Genomic DNA, 20,549 nt, shown 5'->3' with positions numbered 1-20,549 from the left:
GAAACCCGAATGCATATAGCAGCAGCCGCATGGTTACCCTATCGAAAACGCCAAATGATGGCTTATTGATCAGACAATCGACCACTTGGCGGGCTTCATTGATCTTCCGTCGCTATCACCCTAAATCCGGACTATTCTTCATCGCCCCATTCCCGCCATCCCTTTAACAAGGGAAAATACAGCCCTCGCTTCACCGGCTCGCCGTTAATCATACACATAAGTGCGGCATAGCGATCAAGCTGAAACCGGTAGCGATCCTGCTCGCGATCAAGAAATTCTTCGATATCCGCACCTTCATGGCTGCTGGTCTTGTAATCCACGACCCAGCGCCGGCCTTCGGCATCACGAAAAGTGCGATCGATAACGAGATCCCTGTACTCGCCCTCCATAATCGCCGTCACGCGTAACTCGTTGCGGACATCCCGCTGCGGTCCAAGCAACCATTGTCCGCGCTTATCGGTCACTGTTTGGGTAAGTGCCATTATCACGCGTTCGGTTGCTGTCCCGGTATCGCTGCCATTACGATCCATGCCGCACGCAACCAGCTGGCGCTTGAAAGTATCGCGCAAAACCCGAATCCGCGCCATATTCCAATTTTCCACGCCGTCCTCCGCGATACGCCATAGCCAGCGGTGCACGATGGTTCCAATATGGCGAGCTGTTTCACCGGCCCATGAATACTCGATATCACTCCTCACCGGCATCGTCTGCGGCTGCGCGTTCCACCTCACCGGCGGCGGCGCGGTTGGCAATGTCCAATCAGGGACAAGGCGATGCAAGGATTGATCGATCGAGGACTTTTCCTCTTTTTCACCTTCTTTCGCATCCATGATCGAGTGCATATCCGGAGCCACCCTTCTCGCCGCGACGTCCGCATAAACAGGCTTGACCACGGACCAGATCTTTCTCAGCAATGTTTTTTCGGCGGGGGGCTTCAGTTCGAAGCCCCCATCGCCGTCGTAAACAATACCCGTACTGCCAAGCAGATGCAGCCGCTGCTTGGCGCGTGTTGCGGCAACATAGAGCAGACGTTCGTCCTCGAAGCGCTCTTTCTCGTCATCGAGTTTCTCCAGCCAGGAATAGATGCGATCAGCGTCCGCACCCGTTTCCTGAATGGGTGCAAGCAATAAATCGCTTCCTTCATTCGATTCTCCCGTCGACGGTTCGGCACGCGGCTGTTCCATCCACAGGAACAACTTCTTGTCGCTGGTACGTGACGGGCGTCCGAGGCCGGGCACGATCACGCAATCGAACTCCAGTCCCTTGGCCTTATGGACGGTCATCACCTGTAGCCTATCGTCAGCTTCCAAGTCAGGTAACGCGTAGAGTTTTGCGAGTCCTTCTTCCAATGCCGCAAGCACAGGAATGCTGCCAGCCTCCTCGTGCGCTTCGAGATAATCAAGATAGATCGCGGCGTCTTCAAGGTCTGTCGAGTTGTCAATGCAGCCGGGACCTCCCAGCGCAAGCCATGCCGCCTCAACGGTTACACGGAGCGATTGACGGCAGCGATTATCCATGCAATTCTTCAGTACCTCGCGCACGCGCAGTAGCCGGACGCGGCCATCACGGGAAACGGCCGTCATGCGCGCACCATCATTGAGCAATTCCCACACTGTTCGATTATTTCTTCCCGCTCCCTCAACCCCGGCTGGATCGCCTGCGCCGCCGGAAACAGCGGCTGAATGTGTCGAAACGAGCGTGTGAATATCCCGCAGCGTAAGACCGCACCATGGCGCGCGCAGCAACGCAAGCCATGCCACACGATCCGCTGGGTGCACCAGCGCGCGTGTCAACGCCAGCAAATCCTGCACCACCGGCCTGTGGCCCAATCCTTCAATTTCGATTGCACGAAACCTTTTCCCGGCCTCCTTGAGCCGAGGCACGATTTGATCAAGATGATTGCGGTTGCGCGCCAGAATTGCCGTGGTGGCGGACGGATCATCGCGCTGAACCTGCATGACAATTTCCACCACTTTCGCCGCCTCGGCAGCGTGGTCGTTATTGAAAAACGGATGCACACTGACCGCCGCGCCAGCGAGCAAGCCCTGCGTCGCAACCGATGGCGTATAGGAAACCGCGCCAAGCGTGATATTTTCCCGCCGCGGCATCACCTGCTCGAAGGTCTTGTTAACCCAGTCCACAATACCACGCTGCGATCGAAAATTGCTGGAAAGAGAAACCGGATGCAGGACGATGTTGCCTATCCCCGCTGCGCGCGCGCGCAGGAATAATCCAACCTCCGCTTCGCGGAAACGATAGATGGACTGCATCGGATCACCGACCGCCAGCACAGTGCGGCCATCTCCCGCTTCCCAGCCGGCGGTGAGTTTCGTGATGAGTTCATACTGGCTGATCGATGTATCCTGGAACTCATCGATCAATAAATGTCGAATACGGTAGTCGAGCGCGAGCGCGAGATCTGTAGGCATCTCGGGTTCGCCAAGTGCACGCAGGGCCCCTTGTGCGACCTCCGTGAAATCGACCTTGTTATGTGACTGAAATACGAGCTTGAGCTGCCCGGCAGCGCGCGGCAGCAGTCGCATGATCGAACCGAGTACGTCCCATTGTTGTTCGGTGTAACCGGATGGAGGCAGGGAACGAATCTCGTGCAATGCATGGTGCAGTGTCTCGCCGTCGGTGGCCGCCAGCGCCGCGGTGAGCGCCAGCGCTCTGTCTTTCCATGATTTTGCGACGACTTTTTCAGCCTTGGTAACGCCGGGGGGAAAACCCTCCCGGACCGTATACTGCTTGCGCCAGGCGCCTTCTTTTGTGAGCAGCAGATCGGTAATGGCTATCCAGCGGTCAGCATCCTGCTCCTCATGGCCGGGCAATTCCCCGCTTGTATCGAGTCTCTCAGGCGTCACGGGGAGTGCTCCCCCGCTGCCAGCGGTTAAATGACTGGCAGCATAGTGGGCAAGCCTCGCCAGCTCGCTTTGTATCGAGACAGGATAGCGTTCGCATAGGTTGCACAGGTGCTTCAGTGCCCCATGTCGTGTATTTTTCAACGCCGCTTCCAGCTCATCGCGCTCCCTGCCGTGGATATGGCGTAACCAGTGGTCGCGCCGCGCCAGCATTTCGGCAAGCAGGTCTTCCATGCGAGCTACATCGTTGTCGAGGTGTTCCAGCAAACGCTGGATATCCTGCGCTACAGCATCGTGACCCTCCACCAGATCAATGGTTGCGCGCGCCGCTTCGAGATATAAATCAGATGCGTCCTCGATCGTTTCGGGTTGCGCGCCAAATTTCGATAGAATCGGCATCTGGCGCGTGAGTGATGCGCACAATGAATCGAGAGTTTGAATGCGCAATCGCGACGGATTTTTGACGATGTCCCAGCCAGCCAGCCCATCTCGCTCCAGGACGGCATCCGCAAGCTCGCCTGTTAGTTTTTGGTGCCCTGTCTCAAGGGTATGAGCAGAGCCAGGTGCATTGCCGCTTTTCACAAGTGCCGCCACAACCCGTTCGCGCATCTCCGCCGCGGCTTTCCGGGTAAATGTAATCGCTACGATCTCTTCCGGCTCATCGGCGCACGCAAGCAGCGTGAGATAGCGCTGAATCAGAAGCCCGGTCTTACCTGATCCGGCAGGTGCCTGAACGATAAAAGAACATTCGGGGTGAAGCGCACGGTGGCGCTCGGTAAAATCGGGGGTATCGGGCACAATCGAAGCAGCGCTCACTCCTCGTCTTCCTGTCCGGTAAACACGCGCCGCATCCGCTCATCGATACGGCAGAAGGATCGCAAGTCACAGTTGCGGCACGTCTGCGGAAATTTCCTGGGGCCAACCTGGGCATCACCGCTGGAGAAGCTGGCCGCGATACGAACAAGATCGGCGCGCCAGGCGATAACCAGCTCCTCCCATGAGCCGTATCGGTTACCCAGGCTCGATTCGGATAGCGCCTTCCCTCCAGGCAGCAAATCACTGTCGCGTACAAGGGCGGCGAATCGCGTGTCACCCATCTTGACCTGAGCGAATGCAATCGCAGCGGCATCCGGTTCGGCGGTGACGAGATACAATGGCAGCTGGGGCTCCTCTGGACGATCGCCAAGCATGGTACTCACGGCCGGCGCCCGAGTCTTGTAATCGATGATGATACGACGTCCATCGCCGAATTCATCTACGCGATCGAGGCGCATCGACAACCGGAGTCCGCCGATCTCGATACTGCGCTTATCTTCGATGGCTATGACAACATAATCACCACGCCCGCGCTCTTCATCAAGCCACGCACGTCCCAGCCGCACCAGGCGCCGGCGCTCGATCCCCGCGAAACGCCCCGAAAGCGTGGTTGGACGATCGCGATGGATACGTGCGATCGCTTCATCTGCAGCATGCATGAGCATCGATTCAAGATTGTCGTCACTAATGGCATCCAGTGCGCTTTTGGTCTTGAGCTCATTCCATACTTGTGCGAGCACATGGTGCACCAAGGTACCGCGCTCCATTGCATCAAGCCCGGTGTGAGGAATTCTCATGTTTTCCGCACCAAACCGATGCACTGCCAGCGAACGAAATGGGCAGGCGGCATGATCTTTTATCACCGCCGTGCCACCAGCGACATCGCCGTTTCCGGTAAGCGCCTGGTCAAGCGCCGGTGCCTTGTCGTCATTGATGGACTCACGCCGGCCCGCACTATAAATTAGATCACGGTGGCTTGCATAAATGGGCAATACAAGTTCGAACGCAGCAATGTTTGCGATCAGCGGACTGGGCGCGAGTTCGCGGGCATCGCGAACATCGCCGTGCCGCGGATGACTGAGAATGACCTCATCCGCGCTCGACAGCCATGCATCAGTAAGCCGCTGCGCGAGTTCCAGTGATGCGACTGCCGAGCCCCGCGGCAACTTCGCCGCTCGCTGTAATTCAATCGGCAGAAACGGATTTGGACTTGGCTGCAATGGCCATACCTCGTCGGATAACCCCATTACCCAAAGGTAGTCGAATTCCATGCCTGCGGCCTCAAGCACACCCAGTATCTGGATCGGAACATCGGGTGTACGGGGTTGAAACTGCATCTCCGCCGTCATGCGGTAGAGACGTGATACCCCCTCGCTGTACCGCATGCGCGCCACAACACAGCCGAGCGTCGCAAAGGCGGCAAGAACTTCATGCCATTTTTCCAGTGCCTGATACTCGGATGAATCCAGGGTACGCTCGCCAGGAAACCCGGCAATTTGCAGGGTCTCAGAAATTGCTCTCGTCAATGCTGAGGGCGTGTACGGACTGGATAACATTGCCTTGCGGAATTCGGCAAGAGCCGATAGCCTGCGCGCCAGAATCGGGCAGCTTGCTCCGCCGTCGTCACGCTCAATCAGGACAAGTAGCCGTTCGAGCGTAATCATAGGCTCGGCGCGCTTGCGCAACTGCACATCGAGTCGGGCGCGATTGTCCATTTCAGCCTCAGCCCCGCCAAAAAAGGGCGAACGAAGCAAGAGACTTGCGCGCTCGAACTCAATTTCCTGCCCAACGAGTTCGAGTATCAGGAAAGCTGCGTCTATAAGTGGATAAGTGCTCAGAGCCGGACCAAGCGATACGTTAAAGGGCGGTATGCGCTTGGCGGCGCCCGGCAGCGATTGCTGAACATCCGGTTCCATCACGGAACTGAATATACGCGTGATTGCACTGCGATACTTTGAAAATTCCGGAATGGCCACACCAACGCGTGCCGTAGCATCGGCCTCGATGCACGCCCGCGCCCATACCGCTGCGCGACGAATCTCGTCATCTCTGTCATCACATACCACGCGACGCGCATTGCCGCTGCGCGGCTGCGGCTTCACCCTTATCACCTCACAACCCGCCTTCTCGAGCTTTATCAGTAGCGCCGCCTGTTGTGGCGTGGCAATATCAAAACCGTAGCAAGCCAGGCACTTCGGCTTGCTGACCACTGCGTCTTCGCATAGGTCGGCTACCAGGTCGCAAAGGCGCGCGTGATCGATCTGCTGTGCACGACGGGTCGTTTTCTCGTAGCGTCGGGACCAATCCTGAAACGCCTTGCAATCTTCATTGAGCGAGAGATTTCTGAGTTGCGGAACGAGATGCCATGCATGGGTGAGCTGCCATGCTTCACACGCAAGCCGTGCGGTGGCCCCCACGGCAAGCAAGGCCGCGCCGGTATCTGAATGGGCAATGGCATCCTCCCACAAAATCTGTTCCTGAGCGGGGGTAAGGAGCGTGGGTAATTCTGGGGATTGCCCGGAATAAAACGCATCTTCGTAAAGGCGTTCAACGAATGCAGAAAACGGCAGGATATCCGCCGAGTGCCAGGCCGTAATTCCCCGGCCGGCCTGTCCCCCGTCGAACTCGCGTTTAAGCGCGATCGCAAGGCGCCGATTAGGCGTGATTACCGTGACGCCGGCATTCAAGCCGGCGGCGAGGTCCATAAAAATGTCGCTGAGAGGTGCTTGTGGAAAGTTTGAGATGGAAAACATGCGGTGACAGGCTACCGCGTGCCGGATCAGCGTTCCAGCTTATCCAGCTTGCCCGTTACCTTTGCCCAATCATCGGCATCGGCCAGAGCATCTTTCTTCTCAATGATGGGTTTCCAGTCTTTTGATAATTCGGAGTTAAGTGCTATGAAATGCTGTTGATCCGTCGGCACGTCATCCTCGGCGAAAATCGCCTCGACGGGACACTCCGCTACGCATAGTGTGCAATCTATGCACTCGTCCGGATCAATCACCAGAAAATTGGGCCCCTCGCGAAAGCAGTCCACCGGGCACACATCTACGCAATCAGTGTATTTGCATTTGATACAGCTTTCAGTTACCACATAAGTCATGACGGGTCCTTGCTTGGCTCTTTGAGAATCCGCAATTTTACCAGAAATTTTATGGACACCGCCAGACTCTGTTATTCGGCTCTGCGACGGATAGCCACGTCATTACCAAGGCTTAAGCGCTGGGATGAGATTGATCGAGCAGCATCGGCGCCGCACTTTCAAGCTCATGTGCCAGGCACGTTCCATTCCACCGCCGGAACTTTATGGGCACAATGCTTTTTTTGTGTTGAACTCTAGAGTAACGATCAATTCCCCCACGCTTAGCGGCCACTCCAGTTTCAGTGTCACAGCCTGCATGATTTTCTCGAATCCGCCTTCCGACTGTGATACCGAATAATGGGGCAGCGCGCGTAATGCAGCGGGAGATGAGGCATTCAGTACGATACTTCCGGCCAGCTCATCGTCATCCAGTGTCAGGCTGCTCATGGCGGACAATTCAAGCAGTTGACCGAATCCCCCGGGGATATGGCCCTGATGAATATAGCGACCGCTCCAGCCGTCGCAACTTGGCATGGCAAGATTGATCTCGGTACTCAACACGCCCTCCACTTCACCCGTAAAATGGTATGACACGAGCAGCCGGTTATTGGCAAGACCAAAACTTTTTTTAATGTGCAACGGAAATACATCCGCGCGGAAACATACTCCATCGACGGCGGATGGCTCATGTCGATAGGTCACCAATGCGCCATTCAAACGATCCATGAACATCCCTCGGGCATGCTCATCGGCTTCCATGTCAATAGCATCTATCTTATGCTTGAAACTGATGCGGTCATGCGCCGACGCGATACCCGCACCGCTATGTTCGCGTGCGCCATGCCCGCTTCGATGAATTCTATGATGATAATGTTCAGCCTGGCGCCGCAATGTGTCGCCAAAATTATGCTTTAATGCGTAGGAATCAAGCTCGCAAGCGGTGCCGCTGCCATCCAGTTTCAGCACTGCCTGGATTACACCGTTCTGTAAATATATTTCCTCCTTCCCGTCAAGATCGGTATCTTCCACGAAACGCGCGGGGCGCGGCACACACGTATCGAGCATCGCTTCCAGCTCCACAATCGCTTTGTATACCGCACGCCGCAGATGGGGTAGATACAAGCCCCCGAACAAGCCATGCCAATAGGCATCATTGGCTTGGGACTCGTAGAGCTTGTCCTTCATGACGACGGTGTTCTGCCCCTCCGGCAGCGCAGCCAGCCGCGCGGAAAGGCCGAGCATGCGTTTATGCATCCAGTTGGATTCAGGATAGCGGGAAAAGAAATTTTTCCAGATCCCTCCTCGCAAAAATGCCTTGTGGCTATCATACCAGCCTGCTATTTTGGCCTGATGCACCAGATCGGCATAGATATTGGCTGGCTGGGCAGGCAATGTCCACTCATTCATTTCGATATATGAAGTGGTGGGTAAATATACGATGCCACGGGTTCTTCCCGCCCTATGGTAGTCGCGGTAATGCTGAGTACGAATCCTGGAGGATGCCAACACGCCCTGAACGAATTTATCGAGCCACCCCTGCTCATATACCCACTGATGCGTTTCCGGCCATATCCCGAACTTTTCGATGTCGTCAAAATAAATCGCCGCATTTCCACCACCAGTCATTCCGTTTTTTGCGAGTGACTCGATATAGGCCACGACTTCGTTGGCCGGAGAAAACGGCAACTTGTAACGCAATGTTTCCGAGATAGGAAAGAGATCGAGTTCACGTCCGTCCTCTTCAGTGGTGAAATAACCATCCAGTTCCGTTGCGGCTTTACCTGCGCAGAGAAAATGATAATCATCCACGATCACATAACGGATCCCGCAATCGGCCAGTGCCGGAACCACCGTCGCCTCCCAAACGCGTTCAGTCAGCCACGCCCCTTGGGGACGCTGCCCCAGTTTCGTTTTCAGCTTATCCGAGAATGTCTGGATCTGTCCGATGCGATCGCGATTGGGAATCACCGCCAATACGGGTTCGGTATCGCCCGCGCCGAATAGCTCAACCTGTCCACGTGCCACCATTTCCCGCAGCAACGCCATGTCCTCGGGATAATTGGCAATCAGATAATCCAATAGCCAGCCGGAAATGTGCATCGCGAAACGGAAATCCGGATAACGATAAAGTACATGCAGGAAGGGTTGATAACAGCGCAGATGTGCGTCAGCGAGTACCTCTGGAAAATTGCCGACAGGCTGGTGAGCATGAACACCGAAAAGCAGGGAGACTGGTTGGGGCATCGAGTTATCCTCGGAGGGGAGTTTTTTCGCCACGGACTTGTACGGATGCTCGCGGGCGTGACGTCACGGCGGCTTGGCGCTATTCTTTATGCGTATATCCATGCAGGACGTCCATTCTCACCAAATAAATATGACGGGAATTCCACTTCTGGAATTCCCGGACAGGAAACTGCCGTATTTGAAACAGGGGAATTATGAGACTCCATCTCAAGAAGCGCGCCGCATCGTGCCGCCAGACTCGGGGGCCCCACCGCCATGGCTAATGGGTTCGAGTACCGTTTTCGGCGTTGGCAATTTTAGCAGACCGTAAAGATTGGCCAGATTATCGCGGAATAACTGGTCGAAGCTCGATACCACGTAAGGCGGATTATAGTCACCCAACCACCAGAACCAGTCTGAACTTTCGCAGGAAGCCAGCTGCCGCTCGGCTTTGAGCATTTCTTCGCCGGTCAACCGCCCGCTTTGCATCACCAGGTCGTAACTATGCTTGGCGGCGCACAGAAGATCCCACGCATGATTCTTGTCGCGGTCCCCGATCCATGTGGAAAATGTTCCGTATACCCAGCTACCCGCCGCCAATACCGGCAGAACGGCGGCATCAACGTGTTTCATTGATGCGATATAGTCACGATAAGTGGTGACGTGAATCGAAGCGTGGTTCTCAAGAATGTCATACAGATCATTAAGAAAATAATAACCATTGTAAGGATAGTATTCCCACGCATTTTCGCCATCCAGAATCACACTCACCACCGGATCCTCCCCGGGCAGCGCATGACGGCCGATATCTTCAAGGGAGTGCACCAAATGCTCGGCGGCATCGCGTCCAAACCATTTTGCATACTCGAAGCCGATCATGTCGGAGAGTTTCTCATCGCGGAAGAAGCAGGTAACGCTATCGACTTTACCTTGTACCTGGTAGGGACGATAGAGATAACGGCCTCGGTCCGGCAGGTGCTGGTTGGGGTACGAATGGCGCAGACTGTTAGCCAGCACAGCTTCACCGCTGGCGCTCCATTGGCAACCATGTTCCGCCAGAATTTCCAGGAATGACGCGGATACGGCACCTTCCGCAGGCCATACGCCATTGGGGCGTATGCCGAAGCGCCGCGTATGACTCTCGATGGCCGATGCCACATGAACCGCTACGCGCCCCCTCCCTCCCGGGTAAGCGGGTTCTGCTGGCAAATTCTCATGGGGCATGCTATCGCGAGCGGAGGAGAAATCGATCAACAGCGGAGCGAGCGGGTGGTAATGCGGCGTGGTGGACAATTCGATCTGACCTGACTCGGCCAGCTTGCGGTAGCGCGGAATCAATCCCCGTATCAACTCACCGATAAGGTCGAGCAACTGCATCCGATCGGCATGGCTGAAACCCCCGCCTTGCGTCATCAACCGCACCACAGTCTCATTCGTTCTGCGCACGCTCTCGCCGGTCCACGCCAAGTGATACCATACCAGCAGATCGGCCAGATACTGGGCGGAAAGATAGGCCAGTTCAGCTTCGCCGTGTCCCCGCAACGTTTCGTGCAAATCATACAGACGCTTATATGCCGGGTATGGCTGCATCATCGTTACATGATTGCTGCGAAAACAGCTATCGAACACGCGCAGGCGATCACTGGCGGACACTTGCTGCAGGTCGGGTGTTGCCAGCAAACGCAACAGCGGGTCCCGTATCTCTCCCATGGCGAACTGCGCGGCATAGTCTTCCAGTTGATCCAGCAGCACCGGCACAAAATTTACCACTGCCTTCATTGAAGAGTGCGCCTCGAGATGAGATACCATATCGGTATAATCCTTGATGGCATGCAGATATACCCACGGCAGCATGAATTCACCCGTCTCGTAATTGCGATAATCCGGCTGATGCATGTGCCACAGAAGGACAAAATTTATTGGTTGCATTTCGATATAGACCTGATTAAACAGCTTGCGTGCCCTAAATTATTCATAATTTCGGTTCCTGATTCTTTAAGGAATCCCTGCATAGGTCCCGGGTGAAGCGTGTTGCCGCCAAACTCCGGACTTATTTAGGGATTCATTGAGCATTGTCCCCCGGTTAACGGACATGATGTATTTTCTGGTTCAGCATTTCCGGGGTAATCAGCGTAACGCCATTTTCGGTGACATGAAACCGCTTACGGTCCTCCACCGGATCAAATCCCGCCATCAAGCCAGGTGGAATCATGCAATTCTTGTCTACTATTACCCGCCTCAAGCTCACATTGCGGCCGATATCCACATTGGGTAGAATTACCGAATCCTCAATGCTGCTGTAGCTGCGTACCTGAACATTGGAAAACAATAGCGAGCGGCGCACTGTCGAACCACTGATAATGCATCCGCCCGAAACCATCGAGTCGAGCGCCTGACCTCTCCGATCATCGTCATCAAATACAAACTTCGCGGGCGGCAGTTGTTCCTGATGGGTCCAGATCGGCCAGTCCTCATCATACAGATTGAGATCCGGTGTCACATGAGTAAGGTCGAGATTCGCCTCCCAGTAAGCATCGATGGTACCCACGTCTCGCCAGTAGGGCACACCGGATGCCATATTGACGCAACTGTCAAAAAAACGGTGGGCGAATACCTTATGACGAGGCACAAGGTACGGAATCAGATCTTTTCCAAAATCATGGGACGAGCGCCGTTCATCATGATCATGGATCAATTGCTCAAAAAGAAATGATGCATTGAACACGTATATGCCCATACTCGCAAGCACCTGCCCAGGCTGCCCCGGAATGGGCGTGGGGTGCGCGGGCTTTTCCGCAAAACTGGTGACCCGCCAATCGTTGTTGACACTCATGACCCCAAAGGCGCCTGCCTCAGCCACCGGAATGCCAATGCAAGCCACTGTCATGTCCGCGGACTTCTCTACGTGATCGGCCAGCAATTTGCTATAGTCCATCTTGTAAACATGATCTCCACCCAGTATCAGCACATATTGAGGGTCGTGACGGCGGAGGATGTCGATATTCTGGTACACGGCGTCGGCAGTTCCCTGGTACCAGGTTTCCTCAATGCGCTGCTGAGCCGGCAGCAGCTCGACAAATTCCTTGAAGCGTCCGTCGAGAAACCCCCATCCGTGTTGAATATGACTGATAAGACTCTGCGCCTTGTACTGGGTAGCGACGCCAATACGGCGAATACCGGAATTCACACAATTTGAGAGGGGAAAATCAATAATGCGGAATTTTCCTCCGAACGGTACCGCGGGCTTGGCACGCCAGTCGGTGAGTTGACGCAATCGGCTGCCACGGCCGCCCGCGAGTATCAACGCGATCGAATTACGCGTAATCTGGCTATGAAAACGTAAATCCGCTTCCTGTGTCATCGGATAGTCCTTGTATGTTTATTCCGGATATTTCGTAAATTCACGCGATGATTGTGCAGTATTTTGTTTTATAGGGAATTTTGTGTGTGAGATTGGCGTAGTTATTCATACGCCCAAGTGAACAAAATTTCCATACGAAACAAAAGACCAGCGCGGACACATGCCAATTCATGAAACATCCGGGTTATGTTTATACCACTTCTTTTCCGCCTGTGCACCTATTGCAATTGCGATGTTTACCGTAGTGTTAAACCCGGATAATCCACCAGGCAGGCTCGAGCCTGCCCAAGTGCTGGCGGTCAGTTTGCGACCATTTTCGCCGCTTGCCCCGGCGTCCATAGACCAGGCTATGGATTTCTCCCAACCGGCGAAACTATCTCGCAACCCGCCTCACATCATCTCGCGTCCTAATGGTTTTGAACCGATCTAAATCCATAGCCGCGCACAAGCAAGCTATAATCCCGGCATGAACCCTAATCCAATCAAATCCGGTATTCCCTTCAGGAACAACCCAATGCTGGAGGCTCTATTGGCCGCGCGGCTGCATGATCCTTTCGCTTATCTCGGCGCTCGCGTGGAGCAGAATTACAATTTGGTGCGCGCGTTTTATCCCTACGCCACTAATGTGTGGATCAATATCGCAGGCGAATTCGAGCCAATGGCGCGCATCCATCCCGGCGGCGTTTTCGAATGGTGCGGCACAGTCTTGCCGCAGATGCCGTATCGCCTGCGTATTGAGGACGGTAACGCCGCACCCGAGGCAACAGTATATGAAACCTATGATGCATATGCTTTCCCTCCGCAAATCTCTGATCAGGACTTGTATCTATTCAATGAAGGCCGGCTACGGCAAGCTTATCGCACCCTGGGCTCTCATGCCACGGAAATCAAGGGTATCGCCGGTGTACTGTTCTCTGTATGGGCACCCAATGCGGAGCGAGTCAGCGTGGTGGGAAACTTCAACCGATGGGACGGGCGGGTACATCCGATGGCGGTTCATGGATCAAGCGGGGTATGGGAGCTATTTATCCCCGGTCTGCCGCCGGGATCACTTTATAAATATGAGATACGCAACCGTAACAGCGGTGAAATTCTTCTCAAGACAGACCCCTATGCCAGATTTTACGAGTTACGGCCCAATAATGCTGCCCGCACGCCTGAAAGAGGCGAAATAACCTGGCTGGATTCAGTCTGGATGGCAAATCGTGCGGCATGGAATTGGCTGCAGGCGCCGTTGAATATTTACGAAATTCACGCAGGATCTTGGAAGCGGCATCCGGATGGACGCTTTTATTCTTACCGCGAACTTGCCCGGCACCTGACTTCCTATGTACGCGAAATGGGCTATACCCATGTCGAATTACTCCCCATTTCGGAGCATCCTCTCGATGAATCCTGGGGATATCAGACAACGGGTTACTTCGCCGCCACCAGCCGCTATGGTTCACCCGATGATCTAAAATTTTTTGTCGACGCCTGTCATCAAGCGGGCATCGGCGTTTTGCTCGACTGGGTACCGGCGCACTTTCCGCAAGATGCATTCGCCCTATCACGATTTGACGGCACCGCCTTGTATGAGCATGAAGATCCGCGTGTGGGCCTGCACCAGGATTGGGGCACGTACATTTTTAATTTCGGGCGTAACGAAGTGAAATCGTTTCTGATGTCCAGCGCCCATTACTGGTTATCGGAATTTCATTTTGATGGATTGCGTGTGGACGCTGTTGCATCCATGCTCTACTTGGACTATTCCCGTCACCCGGGCGAATGGCTGCCCAATCGATATGGCGGCAGGGAAAATCTGGAGGCAATAGATTTCCTGCGTGAGCTGAACATAATGGTACATGAGGAGTTCCCGGGCGCCTTGACACTGGCCGAGGAATCCACCGCGTGGCCAGCCGTATCCCGCCCCACTTATGTTGGCGGTCTGGGATTCTCAATGAAATGGAACATGGGCTGGATGAACGATACGCTTTCTTATATGCTCGAGAATCCGGTGCATCGGCGCTTTCACCATGACAGGCTTACCTTCGGCCAGCTGTATGCGTACACAGAAAATTTCGTATTGCCGTTTTCACACGATGAAGTGGTACATGGCAAGGCCTCGCTGCTGGGTAAAATGCCAGGTGACGCATGGCAGCAATTCGCAAATCTGCGCCTGTTGTTTACTTATCAAATGACCTATCCCGGCAAGAAACTCAATTTCATGGGCAACGAATTTGCACAAGGGCGCGAATGGAACTCCAGCCGGGAGCTGGACTGGTATCAGCTGAGTTATGAACAGCACAGTGGCGTACACGCGGCGTTGCGCGACCTCAATCACCTATACAGCGATATCCCCGCATTACATGAGCTCGATTTTTTACCGGAAGGTTTTGCCTGGATAGACTGCCACGACGCCGATAACTCTGTTATCAGTTATATCCGGCGCGCATGCGACGGCTCATTTGCGCTGATCATACTTAATTTTACCCCCGTCCCGCGAACGGGCTACCGGATTGGTGTTCCTTCCCGGGGAACTTATCATGAGATATTCAACAGTGATTCTTCACACTATGGTGGTAGTAATCTGGGCAATATGGGGGAAATCGAGACTTCAGGTCAGCCCTGGATGGGGCTGCCGGATTCTATTATTATCATACTCCCACCGCTCGCAGGAATTATTCTTTCGCTTGAAAGCTCGCGTGATGTCGGGGTATGAATGAGGCGTGAATCTACATTTTCCTGCCAAAGTTACACTATCGCGCCCAAACTCCTGTAGAGCAGGCAAACAGCAGGAAGGCAAGCCGCGGCTGATCACGGATTCCCAAGCCGCAGGTCGGCTTTGAGGAGTTCCCGGTCTGAAACCGGATAGTGGCATAGTCTGCCGACACATCGCTGTGAAGCGCTCCCAGCCCTCCCATACGATGGCGAAAATCGGATTATCAGGAAAATAAGGTACGTTTTGCGTGGCAGATTATTGCCGGCGCGAAACGGTTAAGATTTGCCAGGAGTATTTGGCATCCGAAAACCATCAAATAATTGACGTAACAAAACACGGCTCATCCATGACGCTTGCTCCACCAGCTTCACTTCCTGGCGTTCTGTTCATAACACCAGAGGTCTATCCATTACTCAAAACCGGCGGTCTAGGTGATGTAAGCGCCGCGTTGCCGGCGGCATTGCGGGAGATCAAGGTGGACGCGCGCCTACTTATACCAGGCTATCCTCAGGTATTGAGTGGACTTAAACACAAACGCAGAGTTGCGGAGTTCACCGCTCAGCCTCCATTCCCGCCCTCGGTACTGCTATCCGCCAAGCTCCCGTTAGGAACCTCCGGGAACGTTCCGGTATTTATCATTGATTGTCCCGTTCTCTACCAACGGGAAGGCGGCCCCTATGTGAATGCGGCCGGTCACAATTGGCCGGATAACGCGTTGCGTTTCGGTCTACTCTCAAGAATCGGTGCAATTCTGGCGAGCGATGCCAGCCCGCTCGCGTGGCGCCCACACGTTGCGCACTGTAACGATTGGCAGAGCGGTCTGGTGCCAGCATATCTGCATTTCCATCAAGGCGAAAAAGCGGCTTCCCTGATGGCGGTACATAATCTCGCTTTCCAAGGTATATTTTCCGCTGATACTGTTGCCCAGTTGGGGCTGCCCGCCGCCAGCTTCCATATAAACGGCGCCGAATATTATGGTGGCATGTCGTTTCTCAAGGCAGGCCTCTATTATTCCGATCATATCGCCACCGTCAGTCCTACATATGCCCGGGAAATTCAGATGGAAACCCTGGGCTTTGGCATGCAGGGTTTACTGTCCGCGCGCCGCAATCATATCAGCGGCATCGTCAATGGTATCAATACCGCCGATTGGGACCCCGCCACCGATCCCGATATTTCACGGAATTACACCGCCAATAAACTTGCCGCCAAAGCCGCCAATAAACGGGCACTGCAACGATTTCTGGGATTGGCTATCGATCCCGGTATTCCTTTGTTCGGGGCCGTAAGCCGGCTCACTTACCAAAAAGGTTACGATTTAATACTTCAAGTAGCGATGCAACTCACCGAAATGCCGGGACAACTGGCTATTCTGGGTAGTGGCGAAGCCATGCTGGAACAGGCATTGACTGCGTTGGCGAAAAACAATCCCGGGAAAATCGCCGTATGTATCGGATTTGATGAAAAGCTCTCACACATGATCGAAGCCGGAGCGGATAGCTTCCTGATGCCCTCCCGTTTCGAGCCCTGTGGCCTGAATCAGATGTATAGTCAACGCTATGGAACGCCCCCGGTAGTACATGCGACAGGGGGTCTTGTAGACACAGTGGTCGACTGCACTCCTGTAACCCTGGCTGACGGAAGCGCCAGCGGCTTTTTGTTTTTCGATATGACTGCTGATAGTTTCCTGGGCGCCATCCGCCGCGTCACCATCGCCTACAATAACAAACCCGTCTGGCGCCGGTTAATGAAAAATGGCATGGCCAAAGATTTCAGCTGGCGCTCCAGTGCTGCCGCCTACCGGAGAATCTATTTGTCGCTATTATCCTGATTCGGCCTTGATCCTGGCTGCTTGCCGGGCTTGAAGAATCGAAGCGGAAGAGTGGCGGGACGGGATGGATTTTGAGGGCTCATAGTCATTCAGTCGTTTCATTGGCCGAAAAGTGCGAAATATGGACCCAAGCAGGGTTTTTGCAGCCGACTTCCCTTAAATCCGACAGGCTGCCAGTTCCATCGATTTTTTACAGCCAAACCATCATGCCCATTTCGAAAGGATGCGTCAGCAATGGATGAGATGGATAAACACGTATGAAATATTCCAGTTTTCCGCATAAATCCGGGGTAAGGTTCAATGTGAACTGGTGCTCACCCGACTCTTCGATACCGGAAAATTCGAACTTGAAGTGTTTGAAATCGCATAGCTTAGTCTTTTTGAACTGACGGCAAATCAACAGTTCGACCACTACATCCTCAGGCTGCAAGCCATTCAATCTCACCGCGACATCAAAGTACAGAGTCTCGCCAAAACTAATGCACTTGCCTGGGGTGTCCAGGCGGCGTATCGATACGCCGCGCCACGACTTCCGCACAAAAGCCTTCCATGCGGCAATTTTTTTTGCGCCGCTGAAATCTTTATCAGCATATAGCGCACCCTGCCTGCTGGCCGGCACATAAAAATTTTTGGCATACTCGCCAACCATGCGTGCTGCGTTGTATCGCGGTAGCAACGACATCATCGAGTTTTTGGCCATTTTCACCCACTCTGGCGAATAACCGAATTTATCGCGGTTGTAATAAAGCGGCACGACATGGTCTTGCAGTGTTTCATAGAAATCCCTGCTCTCTTCCTTGTCGCGTAACGATGGAGCCATATTCTCCGGGCCCGGTTTGATAGCCCAGCCATTCTTGCCGTTGTAACCTTCTCCCCACCAGCCGTCGAGGACACTCAGGTTAATCGTCCCGTTTATGCCCGCTTTCATACCCGAGGTACCGCTCGCTTCCAGAGGATACACAGGGCTGTTAAGCCACACATCCACTCCCGCCACAAGACGGCGGGCAAGGCGGAGATCGTAACCCTCCACCAGCAGAAGCTGCCCCTCGAATTCAGGACGCTGCGCAATCTGGCTGACGCGCCGGATCAAATCCTGCCCCGGCACATCAGCGGGATGTGCCTTGCCCGCAAAAATCATCAATACCGGGCGTTCTTGATGAATCACGATTCTTCGCAACCAGTCAAGATCTTCAAACAAAAGCGCAGCGCGTTTATAAGTGGCGAAGCGGCGGGCAAAGCCGAGTGTCAGGATATTTGGATTAATGGGGTCGGTGAATCTGAGCAGGCGATCAAGATGCGCTTCGGAACCGTGATTGCGCGAATTTTGAAAGGCAAGACGGGCACGGATGCCATAGAGCATTTGCGATTTCAATGTTTGCCGCACACTCCAGAACAAATGATCAGGGATAGCCTCTATACGCGACCAATACTCAGGGTCGGTAATATTGGTGCGCCATTCATAGCCGAGATAGCGATCGAATAAATCGGACCATTCCTGCGCCAGAAAAGTTGGTACGTGAACCCCATTGGTGATGTATGCCATCGGATTCTCTTCAGGCTCGATCTGAGCCCATAAATCTTTGCAGATGCGGGCCGATACGTTGCCATGTATCTTGCTTACGCCATTATGAAAGCGCGAACCGTGAATAGCGAGGGCCGTCATGTTGAAATCGTTGCTGCCTGGTACACGGCCCAATGAAATAAGCTCCTCGCGAGTGATCTTGAGGTCGTGGCAGAACCCCTCGAAGTATGTTGAAATCATATCATTGCTGAAATAATCATGCCCCGCCGGGACCGCGGTATGGGTAGTGAACACGGTATTTGCCGCCACCGCCTCCAGTGCGCCAGCGAAATCCAGGCCGTGCTGTACCAGATCACGCATGCGCTCCAGCATCATGAATGCAGCATGTCCCTCGTTGATATGCCATACCGTCGGTGCTATTCCGATTTCTCGTAGCGCACGGGAACCACCCACGCCGAGTATTATCTCCTGCTCGATGCGCATGATTCTGTCGCCGCCGTAGAGCTGATGGGTGATATCACGATCGTCTAGTGAATTTTCCGGCAGATCGGTATCAAGCAAATAGAGCGTAACGTGGCCGATTTTTGCCCGCCAGACCTTCACCACCACCTTGCGGTGTGGCAAATCCACTTCGATGCGTACTTCCGAACCGTTCTCATGCAATACAGGCATTACCGGCAGATCCTCGAAGTCCGAGTCAGTATAGGTGACTTGCTGATTCCCCTGATTATCGATGGTCTGGAAAAAATACCCTTGACGATAGAGTAGGCCGACACAGATCAATGGCAGGCGCAAATCACTCGCCGCCTTGCAATGGTCGCCGGCCAGAATGCCAAGCCCGCCGGAATAAATTGGAAAACTTTCGTGAAATCCAAATTCGAAGCAAAAGTATGCCACCTGGTCATTTGGCTGAAAACCTCCGCCGCTATCCGGGTGTGCCGGTCCCGACTGATAGGAATCGTAAGCGGATATTATGCTGTTGTAATTAGCCATGAACACCGGATCTTCCGTCGCTTTCAGCAATATCGATTCGTCCACCCGCTTGAGAAAAGCCTTAGGGTTATGCCCCACCGCTCCCCAGAGTCCGGGATGCAGGCGCGAAAACAGCGAGCGCGTGGAACGATCCCAGCTGTACCAGAGATCGTTGGCGAGCTCATCGAGACGCGCCAGGCGAGCAGGAATCTTGGGATTGACAGCAATAGTGAAAGCGGTGCCCGAAGACATACGTGATTTTCCTTGAAAGAGTTGGAAAAAGATGATCTCGACACGGAGATCGCACTTACCCTGAATCTATTAGCTGGATGAGTGAAGTGTGTGGTTTTTGAGGTGCCGTGCAAGATGCAACCAAGCGCATACGTGTTCGCGGTATCCCTTAAGCTGCCCGGCCCTCGCTTCGCGAGGTCCCTGGAGTCCATCCGAAGAAGTTGCAGCCCTATGCCGCAAAAACGGTGCAATTCATCCCATAGCGCGACTTCAGCTAAAGGTAAGCGTCAAATAATACGAAATATTATTATTGATCTTAACAGTAATCGATTAAATGGTCGGTCAACTACCGGATTTGGGGTGATTCTATGTTTTAATAAAGTATTCGCGATAATATTTCATCTCGGTAATGGAATCGTAAATATCCGCCAGCGCTTCATGCTTGCATTGCTTGGTCAGCCCTGCCGCAATTTCAGGCTTCCAGCGTTTTACCAATTCCTTCAGGGTGCTCACGTCGAGATTGCGATAATGAAAATATGCTTCCAGTTGGGGCATCCAGCGAGCCAGGAAACGCCGATCCTGGCAGATCGAGTTACCGCACATGGGAGAAACGCCGGGCAAGATATGTTCTTGCAGAAACGCGGTCATGCGCATTTCTACCTCGGCTTCATTAAGCCTGGATGCCTTGACCTTGTCAATCAGACCGGATTTGGCGTGGGTGGACTTATTCCAGCTATCCATTCCATCCAGCACCGCTTCCGATTGCGATACCACGAGTACCGGCGCTTCAGCCAGCACCTGTAATTGAGAATCAGTGACTACCAGAGCAACTTCCATGATTCGGTCATTGTCCGGGCTCAACCCACTCATTTCCATATCTATCCAGATGAGGTTATTGCTATCTTGTGCCATAATTGAACCAAGTTCCTGAATTTACCATTTGTAATTG

At 53.8% G+C, this 20,549-nt stretch carries 10 protein-coding genes; 2 read left to right on the top strand and 8 right to left on the bottom strand.

Annotated features, from left to right (window positions below):
* Positions 1-131: 131 nt before the first annotated feature.
* From EBAPG3_RS05860 to glgC, 6 genes are all read right to left on the bottom strand, one after another.
* Complete coding sequence (locus EBAPG3_RS05860; protein WP_004179012.1) at positions 132-3,677, bottom strand: UvrD-helicase domain-containing protein; 3,546 nt, start codon at positions 3,675-3,677, stop codon at positions 132-134.
* Positions 3,674-6,382 carry a PD-(D/E)XK nuclease family protein gene (locus tag EBAPG3_RS05855; RefSeq protein WP_004179018.1) on the bottom strand — a complete coding sequence of 903 codons (2,709 nt, stop codon included), beginning with the start codon at positions 6,380-6,382 and terminating at the stop codon, positions 3,674-3,676. Before EBAPG3_RS05855 ends, EBAPG3_RS05860 begins: the two co-directional genes overlap by 4 nt.
* 74 nt (positions 6,383-6,456) lie before the next feature.
* The gene (gene fdxA, locus EBAPG3_RS05850) at positions 6,457-6,780 is read right to left on the bottom strand and encodes a ferredoxin FdxA (RefSeq protein ID WP_040852684.1); all 324 of its coding nucleotides are present in this window, start codon (positions 6,778-6,780) and stop codon (positions 6,457-6,459) included.
* A 201-nt stretch (positions 6,781-6,981) separates the two neighbouring features.
* Entirely contained in the window at positions 6,982-9,003 is a 2,022-nt protein-coding gene (locus EBAPG3_RS05845) for an alpha-amylase/4-alpha-glucanotransferase domain-containing protein (protein WP_004179021.1), read from the bottom strand.
* Between the two features lie 207 nt (positions 9,004-9,210).
* Entirely contained in the window at positions 9,211-10,911 is a 1,701-nt protein-coding gene (locus EBAPG3_RS05840) for a glycoside hydrolase family 57 protein (protein WP_004179024.1), read from the bottom strand.
* Positions 10,912-11,065: 154 nt separating this feature from the next.
* The gene (gene glgC / locus EBAPG3_RS05835) at positions 11,066-12,343 is read right to left on the bottom strand and encodes a glucose-1-phosphate adenylyltransferase (protein WP_004179025.1); all 1,278 of its coding nucleotides are present in this window, start codon (positions 12,341-12,343) and stop codon (positions 11,066-11,068) included.
* Positions 12,344-12,857: 514 nt separating this feature from the next.
* On the opposite strand from glgC, the gene glgB reads away from it, so the two are divergent.
* Positions 12,858-15,044 carry a 1,4-alpha-glucan branching protein GlgB gene (gene glgB / locus EBAPG3_RS05830; protein ID WP_004179030.1) on the top strand — a complete coding sequence of 729 codons (2,187 nt, stop codon included), beginning with the start codon at positions 12,858-12,860 and terminating at the stop codon, positions 15,042-15,044.
* Positions 15,045-15,390: 346 nt separating this feature from the next.
* Complete coding sequence (gene glgA, locus EBAPG3_RS05825; protein WP_040852705.1) at positions 15,391-16,875, top strand: glycogen synthase GlgA; 1,485 nt, start codon at positions 15,391-15,393, stop codon at positions 16,873-16,875.
* Positions 16,876-17,065: 190 nt separating this feature from the next.
* Here glgA and glgP read toward each other — a convergent pair whose 3' ends face one another.
* Positions 17,066-19,621, bottom strand: coding sequence for an alpha-glucan family phosphorylase (gene glgP / locus EBAPG3_RS05820; protein WP_004179037.1), 2,556 nt, complete (start codon positions 19,619-19,621; stop codon positions 17,066-17,068).
* A gap of 345 nt (positions 19,622-19,966) precedes the next feature.
* Positions 19,967-20,512: an oligoribonuclease gene (gene orn / locus EBAPG3_RS05815; protein ID WP_004179038.1), complete on the bottom strand. Its 546-nt coding sequence runs from the start codon at positions 20,510-20,512 to the stop codon at positions 19,967-19,969.
* Between the last annotated feature and the right edge of the window lie 37 nt (positions 20,513-20,549).

It is taken from the genome of Nitrosospira lacus, from assembly GCF_000355765.4.
Lineage (GTDB): Bacteria > Pseudomonadota > Gammaproteobacteria > Burkholderiales > Nitrosomonadaceae > Nitrosospira > Nitrosospira lacus.
Note: the sequence above shows the minus strand (reverse complement) of the source record. Positions and strands in the feature narration are given on the sequence as shown.

What these genes read in the sequence shown, in the direction of transcription:
- glgP (WP_004179037.1), bottom strand. Translation starts at nt 19,621, where the DNA reads ATGTCTTCGGGCACCGCTTTCACTATTGCTGTCAATCCCAAGATTCCT.
- glgB (WP_004179030.1), top strand. Translation starts at nt 12,858, where the DNA reads ATGCTGGAGGCTCTATTGGCCGCGCGGCTGCATGATCCTTTCGCTTAT.
- EBAPG3_RS05855 (WP_004179018.1), bottom strand. Translation starts at nt 6,382, where the DNA reads ATGGACCTCGCCGCCGGCTTGAATGCCGGCGTCACGGTAATCACGCCT.
- glgA (WP_040852705.1), top strand. Translation starts at nt 15,391, where the DNA reads ATGACGCTTGCTCCACCAGCTTCACTTCCTGGCGTTCTGTTCATAACA.
- EBAPG3_RS05840 (WP_004179024.1), bottom strand. Translation starts at nt 10,911, where the DNA reads ATGCAACCAATAAATTTTGTCCTTCTGTGGCACATGCATCAGCCGGAT.
- orn (WP_004179038.1), bottom strand. Translation starts at nt 20,512, where the DNA reads ATGGCACAAGATAGCAATAACCTCATCTGGATAGATATGGAAATGAGT.
- EBAPG3_RS05845 (WP_004179021.1), bottom strand. Translation starts at nt 9,003, where the DNA reads ATGCCCCAACCAGTCTCCCTGCTTTTCGGTGTTCATGCTCACCAGCCT.
- fdxA (WP_040852684.1), bottom strand. Translation starts at nt 6,780, where the DNA reads ATGACTTATGTGGTAACTGAAAGCTGTATCAAATGCAAATACACTGAT.
- glgC (WP_004179025.1), bottom strand. Translation starts at nt 12,343, where the DNA reads ATGACACAGGAAGCGGATTTACGTTTTCATAGCCAGATTACGCGTAAT.